We start from the raw sequence: 18,738 nt of genomic DNA, 5'->3' as shown, positions 1-18,738 counted from the left end.
GAAAGGTTGTCGTCCATTCCCGTGTCAAGCAACATTTGGCTGGTGGCCAGAGTCGCGACTACGTCTCCTGCTTACTGTTGTGGCAGAAAGCAATCAATCAGGAGGAGGAATCAAACATCGGCAGCGGACGCCTTGTGCGTCTGGATGAAAGCTTGCAGCTACGCAATCCGATGGTTGTGCATCTCCACCCTGCACGTATCCTTTGAAAATCGGGTGCCGTCCGCAGAATCTGCAGCGAATTGGCAACTATTGCGACCTCCTGTGGATGGGAGGTACGCCATCATGTAGCTAAGGCATTTGTTTCCGAGGCTTCGCGATGTTCGAGGAAGCCCCGTCGGACGGCCTTACGTCCTTCATGGGCAGTATGCGGATAGGATGGCTGTTCGGTTTTGCGCCTATCCGCTGGCCTGGCCGTAAAAACGGCACTTGTAATTATAGCACCTATTAATAAGTGCTTCAATTATCTAAAAATTGATATGATATCGCGATGATAAATTCCCCCCATGCGAATTCTGGCGTCCAGTTGCTTGAGATCGGGCCGGATGCGGCCGGTCAGCGAATCGACAATTTCCTCCGCACTCGACTCAAGGGGGCTCCGAAAACCTTGATCTATCGCATCCTGCGCAAGGGCGAGGTACGGGTGAACAAGGGGCGGATCAAGCCCGAGTACAAGCTGCAGGCGGGCGATCTGGTGCGCGTGCCGCCGCTACGTCTGGCCGAGCGTGACGAGCCGGTTCCGCTGGCGCAGGGATTGCTCGAGCGGCTCGAAGCAGTCATCGTCCATGAAGACAAGTCGCTGATAGTGCTGAACAAGCCAGCCGGGATCGCCGTGCATGGCGGCAGTGGTCTTAGCCACGGTGTCATCGAGGCGTTGCGCCAGTTGCGTCCGGAGGCCAGGGATCTGGAACTGGTGCACCGACTCGACCGGGATACCTCGGGGCTATTGATGATCGCCAAGAAGCGCAGCATGTTGCGCCATCTGCACGAGGCGTTGCGTGGCGACGGCGTGGACAAGCGCTATCTGGCGCTGGTGTGTGGAGCCTGGCCCAGTGCCCGGAAGCAGGTCAGCGCCCCGTTACAGAAGAATACTCTGCGTTCCGGCGAGCGGATGGTGGAAGTCGACGAGGAGGGGCGGGAAGCGCTGACCCTTTTTCGGGTGCTGCGACGTTTTGGCGACTTCGCCACGCTGGTGGAGGCCAAGCCGGTCACCGGACGGACGCATCAGATCCGGGTGCATACCCGTCACGTCGGACATCCTATCGCTGGTGACGCCAAGTATGGGGACGAGACGTTCACCCGCGAGATCCGTGCGCTCGGCGGCAAGCGTCTGTTCCTGCATGCCTATTCGCTGGCGGTGCCGCTGCCAGAGGGGGGCGAGTTGCGCCTGGAGGCGCCGGTGGATGAGATGTGGGCACAGGCTCTGGAGCGTTTGAGTGTCTGACTATCGGTTATTGATCTTCGATTGGGATGGCACGTTGGTCGATTCCATCGGGCGTATCGTCGAGTCCATGCGTGTTGCGGCGGGGGGCTGCGACCTCGCGCCGCTCGGCGACGAGACAATCAAGGGCATCATTGGGCTGGGGTTGCCCGAGGCGATCCGTACGCTCTATCCAGATTTGCACGATATTCGATTGCTGGATCGGTTCCGCCAACTCTATAGCGAACATTACCTGACCTTGGAGCGCGAACCATCGCCGCTGTATGCCGGGGTGGCCGAAGCGCTGGAGGGATTCCGGACGGCGGGGTATCGTCTGGCGGTAGCCACCGGCAAGACGCGCCAGGGGCTCGACCGGGTATTGGCGGCGCATGGTTGGCAGGAATATTTCGACGTCAGTCGCTGTGCCGATGAAACTGCCAGCAAGCCGGATCCTCGAATGCTGCACGAGATCCTCGCGCACTGCCGGGTATTGCCCCGTCAGGCCCTGATGGTGGGGGATTCATCGTTCGATCTACAGATGGCTCGACACGCCGGGATGGGGTCGGTAGCGGTCAGCTATGGAGCGCAGTCTCCGGAGGCGTTGCGTCTGCACGAGCCGCGTTTGGTTATCGATGACTTGGGCGAGTTGTGTGTCTGGCTGGGCGTCCGGCCGGCGCAGGTCGTCGCTGGGGGATAGGGATGACGAACGACGAATGGAAGTCGCCGCCGGAGAGGGGCGACGAGAAGAGCTGGAAACTGCTGGAAAAGACCTTACTCGCCACCGTGGAGGAGCGGCGGCGGGCGCGTCGTTGGGGGATCTTCTTCAAGTTGCTGGGGTTCGCTTATCTGGTGGCGCTCCTGGCGATGTTCTCTCCTGCGCTCAGCCTCAGGGAGGCGGCGCGTAGCGGCGAGCACACAGCGCTAGTCGAGGTGCGCGGGATGATCGCCGATGACGAGGCCGCCAGTGCCGACAACGTCGTCGGCAGTCTGCGGGCCGCGTTCAAGGATAAGCACACCAAAGGCGTGGTGCTGCGTATCAACAGTCCCGGTGGCAGTCCCGTGCAGTCCGGCTATATCTACGACGAGATCCGCCGGCTGCGTGCCGAGCATCCGGATACCAAACTCTATGCGGTCATTACCGATCTTGGTGCTTCCGGTGCTTACTATGTCGCCAGCGCCGCCGACGCTATCTATGCGGACAAGGCCAGCCTGGTCGGCTCGATCGGGGTGACGGCGGCAAGCTTCGGTTTTGTCGGGGCGATGGAGCGGCTGGGCGTCGAGCGTCGAGTCTATACGGCCGGCGAGCACAAGGCGTTCCTCGATCCGTTCCAGCCACAGAAGGAGGGGGAGGTGCGCTTCTGGCAAGAGGTGCTGGAGGTTACCCACCGGCAGTTCATCGACAGCGTCAAGCAGGGGCGCGGCGAACGGCTGAAGGACAAGGAGCATCCCGAATTGTTCTCCGGTCTGGTCTGGTCCGGCGAGCAGGCTTTGCAACTGGGCCTGGTTGATGCCCTGGGCAGCGCCAGCCATGTGGCTCGCGAAGTGGTGGGGGCAGAGGATCTGGTCGATTTCACGGTGCGGGAAACTCCCTTCGATCGTTTCGCCAAGAAGCTCGGAAGCGGGGTGGTCGAGCGTCTCGGCGTGTGGATGGGCCTGCAGGTGCCGGTCCTGCACTGAGGCGGTGGTCTGATATCGACCCTTGGCAAGTTCAGGGGATCTGTACGTTCTCGGCCAGCAGCATGTCGACCAGGCGAATCAGCGGCAAGCCGATCAGGCTGGTGGCGTCCTCACCCTCGGTGGCGCGGAAAAGACTTACGCCGAGCCCTTCCGACTTGAAGCTTCCGGCACAGTCGAAAGGCTGCTCGGCGGCGAGATAGCGTTCGATTCGCGCTGCATCCAAGTGGCGGAAATGCACCGTGAAGGGGATGCAGTCGATCTGCGCCGTTCCGCTGGCGGTGTTGAGCAGGGCCAACCCGGTCAAGAAGGTCACGCTATTACCGCTGGCGCTCTGCAACTGGGCGCGGGCGCGTAGCAGGTCGTGCGGTTTGCCGAGGATTCGTCCGTTCAGTACGGCGACTTGGTCCGAGCCGATGAGCAAGTGATGCGGATATTCCTTGGCGAGGGCGCTGGCCTTTTCTGCGGCCAGGCGTCTGACCAGAGTATCGGCGCTTTCCCCGGGGAAAGGGGTTTCGTCGATGGACGGTGCGCTCCAGGTGAAGGGCAGTCGCAGGCGACTCAGCAGTTCGCGGCGATAAGGGGAGCTGGAGGCGAGTACGAGGGGCGGCATGGCATTCTCCCGGTGCCGGAGGATAGTGCGATTCTAGCGGTGCCGCCGGCCGGCGGACAGGGTGGAATTCCCTTTGACAGCGCTCCGGCCTATCCCTAGAATGCTGCCCCTATGTTGAATGGGCCGATTCCACCTCACGTTGATCCACGCAAGCTGGCTGATCGCAGTGCGACCCTTAAGGGCGAGCTGTCGCTGGCTAGTTTGTCGCGTCTTTGCGATCCACTTGCCGAAGATGCGGGGCTTGTACATGCGAAATTCCGTTTTGAGCGCGACGAGCACAAGACTGTGGTCATCCACAGCGAGCTTGATGTCGAGGTCAGGATGGTTTGCCAGCGTTGTTTGGAGCTGGTCGCCTTGCCGATCCACAGCGAATGCCATTACGCGGTGGTGAAGGTGGGGGCGAGCGCGCAGTCGTCGCCCAGGGACTATGACGTGCTGGAGGTTGGGGAGGAGCCCTTGGATCTGTTGGCATTGATCGAGGATGAGCTGTTGCTGGCCTTGCCCATCGTTCCGCTCCATGACCCTGATGTTTGCCAGCCACCGGCCGGGTCCGAAGTGCCCGAACCGAGCGAGGACGAGGTATCGCGGTCCAACCCGTTCAGCGTATTGGCGCAGTTAAAGCGCGACCCAAACGTTTAGGAGTTAATCAGTTATGGCTGTTCAGCAGAACAAAAAGTCCCGTTCCGCACGTGACATGCGTCGTTCCCACGACGCGCTTGAGGCAAATGCCCTGTCCGTCGAGAAGAGCACCGGTGAAGTGCACCTGCGTCACCACGTGTCCCCGGATGGTTTCTACCGTGGCCGCAAGGTGATCGACAAGGGCTCCGACGAGTAACTCTTGTCTGCTTCGCTCATCGCTGTCGATGCAATGAGCGGGGACTCCGGTCCCCGCTGTGTTGTTCCGGCCTGTCTCGCTTGCCTGGGCGAGACTCCCTCGCTGCAATTGGTCCTTGTCGGCCAGGCTTCCCTTCTTGAAGAGCTGATTGCCCGCTATCCCCGGGTCGATCGCGCGCGCCTGAGCGTCGTGCATGCCGGGGAAGTGATCGCCATGGACGAGCGTCCCGCCTATGCTTTGCGCAGCAAGGCCGACTCGTCCATGCGCGTGGCTCTAGAGTTGCTGCGCGAGCGGCGGGTACAGGCCTGTGTCAGTGCTGGCAATACGGGAGCGCTGATGGCGTTGTCCCGGCATGTCCTGAAGACCCTGCCGGGCGTCGACCGGCCGGCGATGTTCGCGGCTCTCCCCACTGAGCAGGGGGGCTGTCACCTTCTCGACCTGGGTGCCAACATGGATTGCACCGCCGAGCACCTGTATCAGTTCGCGGTGATGGGTTCGGTCGCCGCGGAAGCGCTCGGCATGGAGCGTCCGCGGGTGGCATTGCTGAACGTCGGTACCGAGGAAGTCAAAGGCAATCAGCAGGTCAAGCAAGCCGCCGTTCTGCTGCAACAGGCCAGGGGAATCAACTACGTTGGTTTCATCGAGGGCGATGGCCTCTACCGTGGGGAGGCCGATGTGGTGGTCTGCGACGGCTTCGTCGGCAATATCCTGCTGAAGGCCAGTGAAGGTCTGGCTGCCATGATTGCCGGAGAGGTCAGGGCGCAATTCGGAGGCAGCCTCGCCTCGCGGCTGGTCGGTGTCCTGGCCTTGCCCTTCTTGCGTCGATTGCAGGCCCGCCTGGCGCCGGCGCGACACAATGGGGCCAGTTTTCTCGGCTTGCAGGGAATAGTGGTGAAAAGTCATGGCGCGGCAGGTGCTGAAGGGTTTCGCAGCGCAATACTTCATGCGCAGGCGGAGATTCGCGAGAATCTTCCGCAACATCTGCACGACCGCCTACAGGCGCTGTTGGTCGGGCACTGATGTGACCGTGGCCGTGGGCCTGTCATACAACTGATTAACACGCGTCCGGCATGCTCCGGGCGCTCCCGAAGAAAGATCATCAGGGATCTGTTCATATGCCTGTTTCCCCCGCATTCGTCTTTCCTGGCCAGGGGTCGCAGTCCCTCGGCATGCTGGCCGATCAGGCCGCCCGGTATCCGCTGATCGGTACCACATTTGCCGAAGCTTCCGAATCCCTGGGCTACGATCTCTGGGCACTAGTCCAGCAGGGACCGGAAGGCTTGCTCAACCAGACCGACAAGACCCAGCCGGCGATCCTGGCCGCCTCTATCGCCTTGTGGCGACTCTGGCAGGCCGAGGGCGGGGGGCTTCCAGCCTTCGTCGCAGGACACAGCCTCGGCGAGTATTCCGCGCTGGTCGCCGCCGACAGCCTGCCTTTCGCCGATGCGCTGAAGCTAGTCGAGTGCCGGGGGCAATTGATGCAGCAGGCCGTGCCTGCCGGTCAGGGAGGCATGGCGGCGATTCTTGGCCTGGATGATGCCGATGTTCTGGCCGCCTGCGCCGAGTCCGAGCAGGGCGAGGTGGTTAGCGCCGTGAACTTTAACGCACCAGGACAGGTGGTGATCGCCGGTTCCGCCGCGGCGGTCGGCCGTGCCATCGAGGCCTGCAAGGCGCGCGGCGCCAAACGCGCAATGGCCTTGCCGATCAGCGTGCCGTCGCATTGCGCTCTGATGCGTCCGGCGGCGGAGCGTTTCGCCGAGGCGGTGGAGGTGATCGCCTGGCAGGCGCCGCGTATTCCGCTGGTGCAGAATGTCAGCGCCGCCGTGGTCAGCGATCCGGATGTCCTCAAGCGCGATCTGCTGGCGCAGCTCTACAGCCCGGTACGCTGGGTCGAGTCCATGATCTGCCTGGCTGGCCGGGGGGTCACCGATCTGGTCGAATGCGGCCCGGGCAAGGTGCTTTCCGGATTGAACAAGCGTTGTGTCAAGGGCATCAATACCCACAACTTGGATACCCCCGAGGCCTTCGTTGCGGCTCGCGCCGCGCTGGCCTGAACAAGGAGATGAGAATGAGTCTGCAAGGCAAAGTGGCGCTGGTCACCGGTGCCAGCCGTGGCATCGGCCAGGCGATCGCGCTGGAGCTCGGCCGGCAGGGCGCCGTGGTGATCGGTACGGCCACTTCGTCGAGCGGTGCCGAAAGCATCGCCGAAACCCTGAAGAGCAATGGCATCGAGGGTGCCGGTCTGGTACTGGATGTATCCAGTGACGAGTCCGTCGCCACGACCCTGGAGCATATCCAGCAGCATCTCGGCCAACCCGCCATCCTCGTCAATAATGCCGGCATCACCCGCGATAATCTGATGTTGAGGATGAAGGACGAGGAGTGGCACGACGTCATCAATACCAACCTCAACAGCCTCTATCGCCTGTCCAAGGCGGTCCTGCGCGGCATGACCAAGGCCCGCTGGGGACGTATTGTCAACATCGGCTCGGTAGTGGGGGCGATGGGCAATGCCGGTCAGGTCAACTATGCAGCCGCCAAGGCCGGGCTGGAGGGCTTCAGTCGTGCCCTGGCCCGTGAGGTCGGCTCGCGCGGGATTACCGTCAATGCGGTGGCGCCCGGTTTCATCGATACCGACATGACCCGCGAACTGCCCGAGGCGCAGCGTAATGCCCTGCTAGGCCAGATTCCGCTGGGCCGCTTGGGGCAGGCGGGAGAGATAGCTCAGGTTGTCGCCTTTCTGGCCTCCGATGGTGCATCCTATGTCACCGGAGCTACCATTCCGGTCAACGGTGGAATGTACATGAGTTGATGTGACGCGCGCCCCAAGACAACAGTCAAAGAGCAATCCGAAATCTCACCGAACTGCCGAGCTGGAAAAGGCAGGTCGTCGGGGCTGTCCGGAGGGGGAAGGCTTCGGCTTGAAATGCTGAAATCCCTTTCTATAAACTTACTCGCATTCCATCTGCCTGGTTTGTCCATAGGAGTGAAAATAAGGTATGAGCACCATCGAAGAACGCGTCAAGAAGATCGTTGCTGAGCAACTTGGCGTCAAAGAAGAGGAAGTCACCAACAGCGCTTCCTTTGTCGAAGACTTGGGCGCCGACTCTCTTGACACCGTCGAGCTGGTGATGGCTCTCGAAGAGGAGTTTGAGACCGAGATTCCGGACGAACAGGCCGAGAAGATCACCACTGTGCAGGAAGCCATCGATTACATCAATGCTCACGCACAATAAGTAATCGTCGCTCCCGACTCGGAAAAGCCGCACAGCCCAAAAGGCGTGCGGTTTTTCTTTAACGGAAATAATTAGAATTTTATCCGATACTTGTCGGTTATGTTCACTTTGCCAAGGTGGTAACAGGAGGCGGTGTCCCCAGAGGGGCGCTTATAGCCTGCAGGCAGGCTATCGAGCCGGCCTCGCGCAGTAACGAAGAACATGAGGAGATTGCTTTGTCACGTAGACGCGTCGTGGTCACTGGACTGGGGATGTTGTCGCCGCTGGGTACCGATGTGCCGAGCAGTTGGCAGGGGGTCCTGGCTGGTCGCAGTGGCATCGCTCCGCTCGAGCACATGGATCTGTCCGCCTACTCCACCCGCTTCGGCGGTTCGGTGAAGGGGTTCGACGTCGAGCAATACCTGTCGCTCAAGGAGGCCCGCAAGCTCGATCTGTTCATCCAATATGGTCTGGCTGCCAGTTTTCAAGCCGTGCGCGATTCCGGCCTGGAAATCACCGACGCCAATCGGGAGCGCATCGGTGTGGCCATGGGGTCCGGCATCGGCGGCCTCACCAATATCGAGAACAACTGCCGGTCCCTCATCGAGCAGGGGCCTCGGCGTATTTCTCCGTTCTTCGTGCCGGGCTCGATTATCAACATGATTTCCGGTTTCCTGTCGATTCACCTAGGCCTGCAGGGACCGAACTACGCTATGGTCACCGCCTGCACCACTGGTACCCACTGCATCGGCATGGCAGCGCGCAACATCGCCTATGGCGAAGCCGATGCCATGGTCGCCGGCGGGGCCGAAATGGCGGCCTGCGGGCTGGGCATCGGCGGGTTCGGCGCGGCCCGGGCGCTGTCCACGCGCAACGAGGAGCCGGCACGTGCCAGCCGTCCCTGGGATAAGGGACGCGACGGCTTCGTGCTTTCCGACGGTGCCGGCGCGCTGTTGCTCGAAGAGCTGGAGCATGCCAAGGCGCGGGGCGCCACCATCTATGCCGAACTGGTCGGCTTCGGCATGAGCGGCGATGCCTTCCACATGACCTCGCCGCCGGAAGACGGCTCCGGTGCGGCCCGTTGCATGCGCAACGCCCTGCGCGATGCCGGCCTGAACGTCGACCAGGTCCAGTACATCAATGCCCACGGCACTTCGACGCCGGCTGGCGATCTGGCCGAGGTGGCTGCGCTCAAGTCGGTTTTCGGCGAGAGTGCCTACCGGCTGTCGGTCAGCTCGACCAAATCCATGACCGGTCATCTGCTCGGTGCCGCCGGTGCGGTCGAGGCCATCTTCAGCATACTGGCGATCCGCGATCAGGTCGCCCCGCCGACCATCAATCTGGACGATCCGGACGAAGGCTGCGATCTCGATTTTGTGGCCCATGAGGCCAAGAGGCTGCCGATCGAGGTGGTGCTCTCCAACTCCTTCGGCTTCGGTGGGACCAACGGCTCGCTGGTGTTCCGCCGATTCGCCGACTGATGGCCTGCTGGATCGACGGCCGGCCCGATGAGTCGCTACCTCCGACCGACCGTGGTCTGGCCTATGGCGATGGCCTGTTCGAGACCATCGCCGTGCGTCGTGGGCAGCCGTTGCTGCTGGAGCGGCACTTGGCTCGTCTGGCCGAGGGCTGTGCCAGGCTGGCGCTTCCCGGCGACCCGGCCTCGATCCGTGCCGAACTGCTGGCCTTTTCGGCCGCGTTGGGCGAGGGCGTGGCCAAGCTGCTGCTGACCCGCGGCGACGGTCTGCGCGGTTATGCGGCCCCCCAGCCGCCGCAGTCGCGGCGTATCCTCCTGGGCAGTCCACCTCCTCGGTATCCGCCGGGCAATGCCGTGCAGGGTGTGCGGCTCTATCCCTGCCGTACCCGCCTGGCCGAGCAGCCCCTGCTGGCCGGACTCAAGCATCTCAATCGCTTGGAGCAGGTGCTCGCCCGTGCCGAGTGGCGGGATGCCGAGCACGCTGAAGGACTGATGCGCGATCTGTCGGGACGGGTGATCGAGGGGGTTTTCAGCAACCTGTTCCTGGTCCGGGACGGTGTCCTGCTGACTGCTGACCTGTGCCGTTGCGGGGTAGCCGGGGTCATGCGCGCGGAAATTTTCGAACATGCGGAACGAGCGGGCATCGCGGTGCAGGTACGTGATATCGACTTCGCCGAGCTGTTGGCGGCGGACGAGGTTTTTCTCTGCAATAGTCTCTATGGCATCTGGCCGGTCCGCCGGTTCGAAGAACACGACTGGCCGGTCGGCACGCTCACCCGTAAACTGCAGGGCTCGATCCGCAAGCTACTGGACTCCTGATTCGTGATGCGAAAATGGCTGTTGCTGCTGGAAAGTGGCCTGCTGGTGGGGGGACTGCTCATGTCGTCCGCCGTCTGGCAGCAGAGGGCCGCGCTCGAACAGCCTCTGAGGCTCGCCGAGGAGCGTCTGCTGGAGGTTCCGAGCGGTGCCACGCCCAGCGGTCTGCTCAATCGTCTGCAGGACGAGGGACTGTTGCACGGGAGCTTCTGGCTGCGCCTGTACTGGCGCTTCAATCTGTCTGAGCAGGGCATGCGCAGCGGCGAATATCGCTTGGAGCCAGGCATGACGGCCGCCGAACTGCTCGAACTCTGGCAGCGTGGCGAGGTGGTGCAGTACAACCTCACTTTGGTGGAGGGCTGGAGCTTCCGTCAGGTTCGGGCCGCATTGGCCCGGATCGACAAACTGGAGCAGTCCCTGGAGGGGGTTTCCGATGCCGAACTGATGGCTCGGCTGGGTCAGCCGGATGCCCACCCGGAGGGGCGCTTCTTCCCCGATACCTACCGCTATGTGCGTGGCATGAGCGACTTCGAGCTGCTCAGGCAGGCCCATGCCCGCCTGCAGCAGGTGCTCGCCGAGGAATGGGCCGGACGGTCGCCGGACCTGCCCTACGCGACGCCCTACGAAGCGTTGATCATGGCCTCGATCATCGAGAAGGAAACCGGCATTCCCCGCGAACGCGGGCAGATCGCCGGCGTGTTCGTGCGGCGCCTGGAGCAGGGCATGCTGCTGCAGACCGATCCGACTGTCATCTATGGCCTAGGCGAGCGCTACAACGGCAAGCTCGGGCGCGCCGAGCTGCTCGCGACCACTCCCTACAACACCTATGTCCAGCCCGGCTTGCCACCGACGCCGATCGCTCTGCCGGGACGCGAGGCGATCCATGCGGCGCTGCATCCGGCGGAGGGCCGCGAGCTGTATTTCGTCGCCCGCGGCGATGGCAGCCACATCTTTTCCGAAACCCTGGAGGCGCATAACCAGGCGGTGCGCGAGTACCAGCTTAAGCGCCGCGCCGATTACCGCTCCAGCCCATCGTCCGAGGCGGTGGAGCGTTCCGAGCGGCAAGACGACGAGGAAAACCCGTGAGCCGAGGTCTTTTCATCACCCTCGAAGGGCCGGAGGGGGCTGGCAAGAGCACCAATCGCGACTACCTCGCCGAAGGCCTGCGCGCCGCCGGCCGCGAGGTGGTGCTGACTCGCGAGCCGGGCGGAACGCCGCTGGCCGAGCGCATCCGCGAACTGTTGCTGGCGCCCGCTAGCGAGCCGATGGCGGTGGACACCGAACTGCTGCTGGTCTTCGCCGCCCGCGCCCAGCATCTGGCCGGTGTGATCCGGCCAGCGCTGGTGCGCGGCGCCGTGGTGCTCTGCGACCGTTTCACCGATGCTTCCTATGCCTACCAGGGCGCTGGCCGTGGCGTGTCCGAGGAGCGCATCGCGATCTTGGAGCATTTCGTGCAGGGCGATCTGCGCCCCGACCTGACCCTGCTCTTCGACCTACCGGTCGAGGTGGGGCTGGCCCGCGCCGCCGCCCGTGGCCGCCTGGATCGTTTCGAACAGGAGGGCCGCGCCTTTTTCGAAGCGGTGCGCCAGGCTTACCTGCGTCGCGCGGCGAACGATCCGGCCCGTTACCGGGTGGTTGATGCGGGGCGTCCCCTGGCGGAGGTCCAGCGCACACTGGATGGCCTGCTGCCGCAACTGCTGGAGTCGCGCGGTGGCTGAAGTCCATCCCTGGCAGCAGGATCTGTGGCGGCGGCTGGCAGGCCGCGATCGGCATGCCCACGCCTATCTGCTGCACGGTCCGGCCGGGATCGGCAAGCGGGCGCTGGCCGAACGCCTGGCGGCCCGCCTGCTGTGCCAAAGCCCAGCCGGCTTGGAGGCTTGTGGCCAGTGTAAGTCCTGCCGTCTGCTGCAGGCCGGCAGCCATCCGGATCATTTCCTGCTGGAGCCGGAAGAAGCGGACAAGGCGATTCGCGTCGATCAGGTGCGCGACCTGGTGGAGTTCGTCACGCAGACGGCTCAGCTCGGCGGGCGCAAGGTTGTCCTGCTGGAGCCGGCCGAGGCGATGAACCCGAACGCCGCCAACGCCCTGCTCAAGAGTCTCGAGGAGCCCTCCGGAGAGAGCGTGCTATTGCTGATCAGCCACCAGCCGAGCCGCCTGCTGCCGACCATCCGGAGTCGTTGCGTGCAGCAGGCCTGCCCGTTGCCGGGGGCCGCCGACAGTCTCGCCTGGCTGCGTCAAGCACTGCCGGAACAGAGCGAGGCGGAACTGGGCGAACTGCTCGTACTGGCCGGCGGCTCGCCGCTTTCCGCCTTGCGGCTGCATGGCGAAGGTGTGCGCGAGCAACGTGCGCGAGTAGTGGAGGGGGTGAAGCAACTGCTCAAGCAGCAGGCCAGCGCCAGCCAACTGGCCGAGGCCTGGAACAGTGTGCCGCTGCTGCTGCTGTTCGACTGGTTCTGCGATTGGAGCCTGCTGATCCTGCGCTATCAGTTGACCAGCGACGAGCGGGGCCTGGGGTTGGACGACATGGCCAGGGTCGTCCGCTACCTGGCGGAGAAGAGCGCGCAGTCCAGGGTCCTGGCCATCCAGGACTGGCTGCTGGCGCAGCGCCAGAAGGTACTCGCCAAGGCCAACCTCAACCGTGTCCTGCTTCTCGAGGCGTTGCTCGTGCAGTGGGCAGGCCTGCCCGGGCCGGGCTAGAATCGCTGCCCGAATCAGCCATCCGGAGACCTGCATGAGCCTGCCATCCGGTCCGGGATCGTGTAACGGCATCCTGCCCCTGTCGATCAAGGACAAGTCGGTCCTTTACAGCTCCTACATGCCCTTTCTCAAGAATGGCGGCCTGTTCATCCCTACCGACAAGAGCTACAGGCTCGGCGACGAAATCTTCCTGCTGCTCAGCCTGATGGACGAGCCGGAGAAGATCCCGGTCGCCGGCAAGGTCGTCTGGATCACCCCGCCCGGTGCTCAGGACAACCGTGCCGCCGGGATCGGCGTGCAGTTCGGCGACGGCGACAAGCTGGCCCGCGACAGGATCGAAACCTACCTGGCCGGCGCCCTGAAGTCGGACCACCCAACCCATACGATGTGATTCCCATGCTGGTCGATTCCCACTGTCATCTCGATCGTCTCGATCTCGCCGCCCATGGCGGTTCCCTGGAGGCCGCGCTGGAGGCGGCGCGTGCCCGGGGGGTCGGACATTTTCTGTGTATCGGCGTGAGCGCGGACAACGCGGCCGCGGTCAAGGCGCTGGCCGAGCGTTATGCCGACGTGGATTGCGCGGTCGGGGTGCATCCGCTGGATGTCGAGCCCGATGCCGTGCCCGCCCTCGATTGGCTGATCGGCGAACTCGCCCATCCGAGGGTGGTCGCCATCGGCGAAACCGGGCTGGACTATCACTACCGGCCGGAGGCCGCCGCCTTGCAGCAACAGGCCTTTCGCCTGCACCTGGAGGCCGCGCGCCTGACCGGCAAGCCGCTCGTCGTGCACACCCGCGCGGCGCGCGCCGATACCCTGCGGCTGCTGCGCGAAGCGGCGTTGTCGCAGGGCGGCGTGCTGCACTGCTTCATCGAAGACTGGGAGATGGCCCGCGCGGCGCTGGATCTCGGCTTCTATATTTCGCTGTCCGGCATCGTCACCTTCCGTAATGCCGAGGCCCTGCGCGAAGTGGCCCGGCAGGTGCCGGCGGACCGCCTGCTGGTGGAGACCGACGCGCCTTACCTGGCGCCGGCTCCCCATCGGGGCAAGCCCAACCTGCCGCAATACGTGCGCGAGGTTGCGGAGTTTCTCGCCGAGCTGCGGGGCGTTCCCTTCGAAACGCTGGCCGAACAGACCACCGCTAACTTTCACCGCCTGTTTCCGTTGGCACGGGTCGCCCGCTGATACTTTCCGCCACGCAAAAAAAACCCGGAGTCTGGGGGAGGAAACCGGGTTAAAAGCGTTAGGAGTAAGCGAAGGCATGCATTCCTCGAATGCCTTCGGCTGGCCTGGCATCGGGGGAAATGCCATGTCAGTAGAGGAAGTATCGTCGCGGATCGGCTCCAGTCCAGTATGCGCTGTTTATTTTTTAAACGGTTTTGGAATACCTCCGCCGCTGCTGAGTACCGGGGATCCGTTTCGGCGCGCTGTGTCGTCGCTCGTCGTTCGTTCGAACGACCAGGCGTCGCTCCCCGCGCCTGGCTCCATGCGAAAACAGGCGCGGCTGCGGGAAGCAGTGTCGGCAGGCTAATCGGATGCCAGTTGGCGCAGGACCGCGAGGGTTTCGTCGAGCACTACGGTCGGCGTGTAGAAATGCGGCGACAGGCGGATTCCGCCGCCACGCTGGGCGCAGACGATCTGCTCGTGTTTGAGGCGCTCGAACAACTGCTGGTTGTCCCAGCCGTCGAGTGCGAAGGTCAGGATGCCGGCGCGCCGCTCGGGATCGCGCGGGCTGCGCAGGCGCAGGCCGGGAATCCGCAGGAGGCCTTCTTCGAGCCAGGCCACCCGTTCGCGCAGTCCCTGGGCGACCGCGGCCATGCCGACCTGCTCCAGCAGCGACAAGCTGCTTTCCAGTGCCACGGCGCCGAGCATGTTCGGGCTGCCGCATTCGAAGCGCCGGGCGGTGCGCGCCGGTTCCCAGTCCAGGCGGTCGTAGTCGCCAGCGTTCTCCAGCATGTGCCAGCCGTATTCGTGCAGCTTGAGCCGTTCGCGCAGGTCGCTGCGGCAGTAGAACACGCCGAGCCCCTCCGGGCCGAGCATCCACTTGTGTCCGTCGGCCATGGCGAAGGCGCAGTCGCAGGCGCGCACGTCGAAGGGCAGGGCGCCGAGCTGCTGGATAGCGTCGACGCAGAGCAGCACGCCGAGCTGCCGGCAACCCTGGCCGAGCCGCTGCAGATCCAGGCGCAGGCCACTGGCGTATTGCACGGCGCTGATCGACAGCAGGCGCGTGCGCGGGCCGCAAGCCGCCAAAAGATCGGCTTCCGGATCGGCCCCCTTGAGGCCGACCGTGACGATCTCGACGCCCTGGGGTTTGAGCGCCTCCCAGACGATGCGGTTGGAGGGGAACTCCTCGTCGCTGATGACGATCCGCTCGCCGGCCTGCCAGTCCAGGCCGAAGGCGACGAAGGACAGGGCTTCCGAAGTATTCTTGACCAGGGCTATGTCCGCTGTGGTCGGTGCGTTGAGCAGGCGCATCAGGCGTTCGCGCAGGCGCCGTTCGATGCCCAGCCAGCGGGGGTAATCGCGCGCACCGATGTGCACGTTTTGCTCGGCGAAGGCGCTCACCGCCTTGCCGGCCCGCATCGGCCAGGGAGCGACGGCGGCGTGGTTGAGGTAGCGCAGCCCGGCCAGCTGCGGAAATTCGTCGTGGATGGCATGCATGGGCTTGCTCCTTACGATCTTGCAATTATGGTGTCAGGCATCATATTCCACTTGAAGTCACTGTCCTGCCGGGCGAAGGAGAAGCCATGAGCGATCCAGGCAAGGCCGACGAACTGTTGGCGCAGATTCCCGAGGGCGGCCGCAAGGGGCTGCCTCCCGTGCACCTGTGGAATCCGCCGTTCTGCGGTGACATCGACATGCGCATCGCCCGCGACGGCAGTTGGTTCTACATGGGCACCCCGATCGGGCGTAAGGCTTTGGTCCGGCTGTTTTCCGGCATCCTGCGCCGTGACGGCGACCAGTATTTCCTGGTGACCCCGGTGGAGAGGGTCGGTATCCGGGTCGACGACGCGCCCTTCGTCGCCGTCTCCCTGCAGGTCGAGGGCCGTGGCGAGGATCAATTGCTGCGCTTCACCACTCAGGTCGGCGACGAGGTCGAGGCGGGCGCCGAGCACCCGCTGCGGGTCGCGCTCGACCCCGAGACCCAGGAGCCCGCGCCCTACCTGCTGGTACGCGCCAACCTGGAGGCGCTGATCCACCGCAACGTCTTCTACCAACTGGTCGAACTGGCCGAGCCGCGGCTGATCGACGGACGCACCTGGCTAGGCGTGTGGAGTCGCGGCGCCTTCTTCCCCCTCGGTCCGCGAGATTGAAGCGCAGCGGGACGGGACAAAGCCCCGCTCCTCGCCACTTCCCGGGTGCCCCCGAAAAAAATCGCCGAGTTCCTGATCGCCGGGCGCAATCCGACGCTGGAGGCGCCCGCCGCCCGCCAGGCGCGGACCATTGCTGCCGGGAAAATCTACGGCACCGCGGCGCGGCGACTTCACCGATCTACCAGAAGATCACCATCGCCGGCCCCAACGGCCGCTTCGACGGCACGGCGGATTCCGACGAGTTCCTCTTCCTCGGCGGCGACTACGCGCTGGGCAAGAACTTGACCCTGAGCTACCGGCATGCCCGGCTGGACGAGATCTACCAGCAGAACTACCTGGGCGCGATCCACCAGTTCAAGTGGGGCGGGGGGAATTCAAGACCGACTTCCGCTGGCTGCTCAGCGACGAGGAGGGGGAGGGCCAACCAATACGTTGGTCTGAACTTCGGCTACAAGCTGGGCGGGCACCGGCTGACGGTAGGCAAGGCATTGTCCAGCGGCGACTCGGCGATGCCCTACATCGCCGGTTCGGAGCCGCACCTGATCTCCGAATACGCGATCAGCTCGGAATTTCTCAGCGCCGACGAACACTTCCGGCACGTGCGCTACGAATACGACTTCGCGGCGGTGAGGCTGCCGGGGCTGATCGGCGTGGCGCGTTTCATGAAGGGGACCAACATCGACCTGCCGGAACGCTACGGCGGTCGGACCAGGAAGAGACCGAGCGCTACCTGGACCTGTCCTACGTGGTGCAGTCGGGCTTGCTGAAGAGCCTGGCGTTGCGCCTGCGCAATTCGCGCTACCAGAACAGCTTCGCGCCGAACGCAACGACAACGAGACGCGGATCAACGTCGATTACACCTGGATACTCTGGTGACGGCGGGAAGATCCGAGGCTCCCGCGGAGCCTCGATGGTCGCGCTTACATGTTGGGGTAGTTGGGACCGCCGGCGCCTTCCGGGGCCACCCAGGTGATGTTCTGCGCCGGGTCCTTGATGTCGCAGGTCTTGCAGTGCACGCAGTTCTGCGCGTTGATCTGGAAGCGCGGGCTGCCGTCGTCCTGGCTCACTACCTCGTAGACGCCGGCCGGGCAGTAGCGCTGCGCTGGCTCGTCGTACAGGGGCAGGTTGCGGGTGATCGGGATGCTCGGATCGGCCAGGCGCAGGTGGCAGGGCTGGTCTTCCTCATGGTTGGTGTTGGAGAGGAATACCGAGCTGAGCTTGTCGAAACTGAGCTTGCCGTCCGGCTTGGGATAGTCGATCCGCTTCGATTCGGAGGCCAGCTTCAGGCAGGCGTGGTCCGGGTTGTCGTCGTGCAGGGTGAACGGGATCTTGCCGCCGAACAGGTTCTGGTCGATGAAATTGAAGGCCCCGCCGACCAGCGCGCCGAACTTGTGGATGGCGGCGCCGAAGTTGCGGCTACAAAACAATTCGTCGTACAGCCAACTGGACTTGAACGACTCGACGTAGCCGTTCAGTTCGTCGCCGCCCTGGCTGCCGCCGGCGAGGGCGGCGAGGACCGCATCGGCGGCCAGCATGCCGGACTTCATGGCAGTGTGGCTGCCCTTGATCTTGGCGAAGTTCAGGGTGCCCAGGTCGCAGCCGATCAGCGCGCCACCGGGGAAGACCATCTTCGGCAGCGAATTCAGGCCACCCTTGCAGATGGCACGAGCGCCGTAAGCCACCCGCTTGCCGCCTTCCAGGTAGCGGGCGATCGCCGGGTGGTGCTTGTAGCGCTGGAACTCGTCGAAGGGCGACAGGAAGGGATTGCTATAGGACAGGTCGACGATCAGACCGACCACCACCTGGCCGTTCTCCAGGTGATAAAGGAAGGAGCCACCCGGGTTGTTGTCATCCAGCGGCCAGCCGGCGGTGTGCACCACCAGGCCCTGCTCGTGGCGGGCCGGCTCGACGTCCCAGATTTCCTTGATGCCGATGCCGTAGTGCTGGACATCGGCCTGGTCGTCCAGCCGGTAGCGGGCGATCAGTTGCTTGCCGATGTGGCCGCGGCAACCTTCTGCGAACAGGGTGTACTTGCCGCGCAGTTCCATGCCGGGGGTATAGCTGTCCTTAGGTCTGCCTTCGCGGTCGACGCCTAGGTCGCCGGTGACGATGCCTCGCACCGTGCCGCCGTCGTCGATCAGCGCCTCCTGGGCGGCGAAGCCCGGATAGATTTCCACACCCAGGGCTTCGGCCTGCTGGGCTAGCCAGCGGCACAGGTTGCCCAGGGAGATGATATAGTTGCCCTCGTTGTGCATGGTCCGGGGCACGAGGAAATCCGGCAACCTGATGGCCTTTTCGGCGCTCCTGAACAGATAGATGTCGTCGCGCTTGACCGGGGTGTTCAGCGGAGCGCCCAGCTCCTTCCAGTCCGGGAAGAGTTCGTTCAGGGCTCGCGGTTCGAAGACGGCGCCGGAGAGAATGTGAGCGCCGACCTCGGAACCCTTCTCGACCACGCACACGCTGATCTCCTGGCCGGATTCGGCGGCCTGCTGCTTCAGTCGGCAGGCGGCCGACAGACCGGCGGGACCGGCGCCGACGATGACGACGTCGAATTCCATGTATTCGCGTTCCACAAACTATCTCCTGATCGGGGCTCTCTTCGCATGTTCCCTGGTGAGGGCCGGGCATTATATATCCGGCCCCAGCGTCCGAACCAATGCGAAGACGGAAACGCACTGCCCCC

The 18,738-nt window shown here is 64.0% G+C and carries 22 protein-coding genes and 1 pseudogene; 20 read left to right on the top strand and 3 right to left on the bottom strand.

Going from position 1 to position 18,738, the window contains the following annotated elements; genetic code table 11:
- Positions 1-487: 487 nt before the first annotated feature.
- Genes rluC through ACGI6K_RS15325 form a run of 3 tightly spaced genes read left to right on the top strand, consistent with a single transcriptional unit; the run spans position 488 to position 3,094 of the window.
- Positions 488-1,441 carry a 23S rRNA pseudouridine(955/2504/2580) synthase RluC gene (rluC, locus tag ACGI6K_RS15335; protein WP_376942304.1) on the top strand — a complete coding sequence of 318 codons (954 nt, stop codon included), beginning with the start codon at positions 488-490 and terminating at the stop codon, positions 1,439-1,441.
- Positions 1,434-2,114 carry an HAD-IA family hydrolase gene (locus ACGI6K_RS15330; RefSeq protein WP_376942306.1) on the top strand — a complete coding sequence of 227 codons (681 nt, stop codon included), beginning with the start codon at positions 1,434-1,436 and terminating at the stop codon, positions 2,112-2,114. Before rluC ends, ACGI6K_RS15330 begins: the two co-directional genes overlap by 8 nt.
- Positions 2,115-2,116: 2 nt before the next feature.
- Positions 2,117-3,094: a S49 family peptidase gene (locus ACGI6K_RS15325; protein WP_376942308.1), complete on the top strand. Its 978-nt coding sequence runs from the start codon at positions 2,117-2,119 to the stop codon at positions 3,092-3,094.
- A 31-nt stretch (positions 3,095-3,125) separates the two neighbouring features.
- On the opposite strand, the gene ACGI6K_RS15320 is transcribed toward ACGI6K_RS15325, so the two are convergent.
- Complete coding sequence (locus ACGI6K_RS15320) at positions 3,126-3,704, bottom strand: Maf family protein (protein ID WP_376942310.1); 579 nt, start codon at positions 3,702-3,704, stop codon at positions 3,126-3,128.
- Positions 3,705-3,815: 111 nt separating this feature from the next.
- On the opposite strand from ACGI6K_RS15320, the gene ACGI6K_RS15315 reads away from it, so the two are divergent.
- The 13 genes from ACGI6K_RS15315 (at position 3,816) to ACGI6K_RS15255 (ending at position 13,926) form a co-directional block, all read left to right on the top strand.
- Positions 3,816-4,343: a YceD family protein gene (locus tag ACGI6K_RS15315; protein WP_376942312.1), complete on the top strand. Its 528-nt coding sequence runs from the start codon at positions 3,816-3,818 to the stop codon at positions 4,341-4,343.
- Positions 4,344-4,356: 13 nt separating this feature from the next.
- Entirely contained in the window at positions 4,357-4,539 is a 183-nt protein-coding gene (rpmF, locus tag ACGI6K_RS15310; RefSeq protein ID WP_007160601.1) for a 50S ribosomal protein L32, read from the top strand.
- Positions 4,540-4,542: 3 nt separating this feature from the next.
- Entirely contained in the window at positions 4,543-5,559 is a 1,017-nt protein-coding gene (gene plsX, locus ACGI6K_RS15305; protein WP_376942316.1) for a phosphate acyltransferase PlsX, read from the top strand.
- Between the two features lie 95 nt (positions 5,560-5,654).
- A complete protein-coding gene (gene fabD, locus ACGI6K_RS15300; RefSeq protein WP_376942319.1) occupies positions 5,655-6,593 on the top strand; it encodes an ACP S-malonyltransferase in 939 nt (312 codons plus the stop codon).
- Positions 6,594-6,607: 14 nt separating this feature from the next.
- Complete coding sequence (gene fabG / locus ACGI6K_RS15295) at positions 6,608-7,351, top strand: 3-oxoacyl-ACP reductase FabG (RefSeq protein ID WP_012700125.1); 744 nt, start codon at positions 6,608-6,610, stop codon at positions 7,349-7,351.
- Positions 7,352-7,538: 187 nt separating this feature from the next.
- Positions 7,539-7,775 carry an acyl carrier protein gene (gene acpP / locus ACGI6K_RS15290; protein WP_003283670.1) on the top strand — a complete coding sequence of 79 codons (237 nt, stop codon included), beginning with the start codon at positions 7,539-7,541 and terminating at the stop codon, positions 7,773-7,775.
- A gap of 215 nt (positions 7,776-7,990) precedes the next feature.
- The gene (fabF, locus tag ACGI6K_RS15285; RefSeq protein ID WP_376942329.1) at positions 7,991-9,235 is read left to right on the top strand and encodes a beta-ketoacyl-ACP synthase II; all 1,245 of its coding nucleotides are present in this window, start codon (positions 7,991-7,993) and stop codon (positions 9,233-9,235) included.
- Entirely contained in the window at positions 9,235-10,050 is an 816-nt protein-coding gene (gene pabC / locus ACGI6K_RS15280; RefSeq protein WP_376942332.1) for an aminodeoxychorismate lyase, read from the top strand. Before fabF ends, pabC begins: the two co-directional genes overlap by 1 nt.
- A gap of 6 nt (positions 10,051-10,056) precedes the next feature.
- Entirely contained in the window at positions 10,057-11,133 is a 1,077-nt protein-coding gene (gene mltG / locus ACGI6K_RS15275; RefSeq protein ID WP_376942407.1) for an endolytic transglycosylase MltG, read from the top strand.
- Complete coding sequence (gene tmk, locus ACGI6K_RS15270; protein WP_376942335.1) at positions 11,130-11,765, top strand: dTMP kinase; 636 nt, start codon at positions 11,130-11,132, stop codon at positions 11,763-11,765. Before mltG ends, tmk begins: the two co-directional genes overlap by 4 nt.
- Positions 11,758-12,744 (top strand): DNA polymerase III subunit delta', encoded by a 987-nt coding sequence (locus ACGI6K_RS15265; protein WP_376942337.1) that lies wholly within the window; start codon positions 11,758-11,760, stop codon positions 12,742-12,744. Before tmk ends, ACGI6K_RS15265 begins: the two co-directional genes overlap by 8 nt.
- Before the next feature lie 34 nt (positions 12,745-12,778).
- Positions 12,779-13,135: a PilZ domain-containing protein gene (locus ACGI6K_RS15260; RefSeq protein ID WP_376942339.1), complete on the top strand. Its 357-nt coding sequence runs from the start codon at positions 12,779-12,781 to the stop codon at positions 13,133-13,135.
- A 5-nt stretch (positions 13,136-13,140) separates the two neighbouring features.
- On the top strand, positions 13,141-13,926 hold the full coding sequence (locus ACGI6K_RS15255) for a TatD family hydrolase (RefSeq protein ID WP_376942342.1): 786 nt from the start codon (positions 13,141-13,143) through the stop codon (positions 13,924-13,926).
- A gap of 342 nt (positions 13,927-14,268) precedes the next feature.
- On the opposite strand, the gene ACGI6K_RS15250 is transcribed toward ACGI6K_RS15255, so the two are convergent.
- Entirely contained in the window at positions 14,269-15,402 is a 1,134-nt protein-coding gene (locus ACGI6K_RS15250) for an aminotransferase class V-fold PLP-dependent enzyme (protein WP_376942344.1), read from the bottom strand.
- Positions 15,403-15,488: 86 nt separating this feature from the next.
- Between ACGI6K_RS15250 and ACGI6K_RS15245 the strand changes: the two genes are divergently transcribed.
- The 4 genes and pseudogenes from ACGI6K_RS15245 to ACGI6K_RS15230 all read left to right on the top strand — a co-directional run bounded on the left by ACGI6K_RS15245 (position 15,489) and on the right by ACGI6K_RS15230 (position 17,028).
- Entirely contained in the window at positions 15,489-16,055 is a 567-nt protein-coding gene (locus ACGI6K_RS15245; protein WP_376942346.1) for a DUF1285 domain-containing protein, read from the top strand.
- Positions 16,056-16,109: 54 nt separating this feature from the next.
- A pseudogene (gene mhpB / locus ACGI6K_RS15240) lies at positions 16,110-16,214 on the top strand (3-carboxyethylcatechol 2,3-dioxygenase); the annotation flags it as partial.
- A 17-nt stretch (positions 16,215-16,231) separates the two neighbouring features.
- Complete coding sequence (locus tag ACGI6K_RS15235) at positions 16,232-16,822, top strand: OprD family outer membrane porin (protein WP_394543969.1); 591 nt, start codon at positions 16,232-16,234, stop codon at positions 16,820-16,822.
- Positions 16,801-17,028 carry a hypothetical protein gene (locus ACGI6K_RS15230; protein WP_377968771.1) on the top strand — a complete coding sequence of 76 codons (228 nt, stop codon included), beginning with the start codon at positions 16,801-16,803 and terminating at the stop codon, positions 17,026-17,028. The genes ACGI6K_RS15235 and ACGI6K_RS15230 overlap by 22 nt, the downstream gene beginning before the upstream one ends.
- Here the strand turns inward: ACGI6K_RS15230 and ACGI6K_RS15225 are convergent.
- A complete protein-coding gene (locus ACGI6K_RS15225; protein ID WP_376942348.1) occupies positions 16,976-18,628 on the bottom strand; it encodes an electron transfer flavoprotein-ubiquinone oxidoreductase in 1,653 nt (550 codons plus the stop codon). The two genes, ACGI6K_RS15230 and ACGI6K_RS15225, sit on opposite strands and share 53 nt — an antisense overlap.
- Between the last annotated feature and the right edge of the window lie 110 nt (positions 18,629-18,738).

The organism is Azorhizophilus paspali, from assembly GCF_043587585.2.
GTDB classification, from domain to species: domain Bacteria; phylum Pseudomonadota; class Gammaproteobacteria; order Pseudomonadales; family Pseudomonadaceae; genus Azotobacter; species Azotobacter paspali.
Note: the sequence above shows the minus strand (reverse complement) of the source record. Positions and strands in the feature narration are given on the sequence as shown.

What these genes read in the sequence shown, in the direction of transcription:
- rluC (WP_376942304.1), top strand. Translation starts at nt 488, where the DNA reads ATGATAAATTCCCCCCATGCGAATTCTGGCGTCCAGTTGCTTGAGATC.
- ACGI6K_RS15325 (WP_376942308.1), top strand. Translation starts at nt 2,117, where the DNA reads ATGACGAACGACGAATGGAAGTCGCCGCCGGAGAGGGGCGACGAGAAG.
- ACGI6K_RS15320 (WP_376942310.1), bottom strand. Translation starts at nt 3,704, where the DNA reads ATGCCGCCCCTCGTACTCGCCTCCAGCTCCCCTTATCGCCGCGAACTG.
- ACGI6K_RS15315 (WP_376942312.1), top strand. Translation starts at nt 3,816, where the DNA reads ATGTTGAATGGGCCGATTCCACCTCACGTTGATCCACGCAAGCTGGCT.
- rpmF (WP_007160601.1), top strand. Translation starts at nt 4,357, where the DNA reads ATGGCTGTTCAGCAGAACAAAAAGTCCCGTTCCGCACGTGACATGCGT.
- fabD (WP_376942319.1), top strand. Translation starts at nt 5,655, where the DNA reads ATGCCTGTTTCCCCCGCATTCGTCTTTCCTGGCCAGGGGTCGCAGTCC.
- fabG (WP_012700125.1), top strand. Translation starts at nt 6,608, where the DNA reads ATGAGTCTGCAAGGCAAAGTGGCGCTGGTCACCGGTGCCAGCCGTGGC.
- acpP (WP_003283670.1), top strand. Translation starts at nt 7,539, where the DNA reads ATGAGCACCATCGAAGAACGCGTCAAGAAGATCGTTGCTGAGCAACTT.
- pabC (WP_376942332.1), top strand. Translation starts at nt 9,235, where the DNA reads ATGGCCTGCTGGATCGACGGCCGGCCCGATGAGTCGCTACCTCCGACC.
- mltG (WP_376942407.1), top strand. Translation starts at nt 10,057, where the DNA reads ATGCGAAAATGGCTGTTGCTGCTGGAAAGTGGCCTGCTGGTGGGGGGA.
- ACGI6K_RS15260 (WP_376942339.1), top strand. Translation starts at nt 12,779, where the DNA reads ATGAGCCTGCCATCCGGTCCGGGATCGTGTAACGGCATCCTGCCCCTG.
- ACGI6K_RS15255 (WP_376942342.1), top strand. Translation starts at nt 13,141, where the DNA reads ATGCTGGTCGATTCCCACTGTCATCTCGATCGTCTCGATCTCGCCGCC.
- ACGI6K_RS15250 (WP_376942344.1), bottom strand. Translation starts at nt 15,402, where the DNA reads ATGCATGCCATCCACGACGAATTTCCGCAGCTGGCCGGGCTGCGCTAC.
- ACGI6K_RS15245 (WP_376942346.1), top strand. Translation starts at nt 15,489, where the DNA reads ATGAGCGATCCAGGCAAGGCCGACGAACTGTTGGCGCAGATTCCCGAG.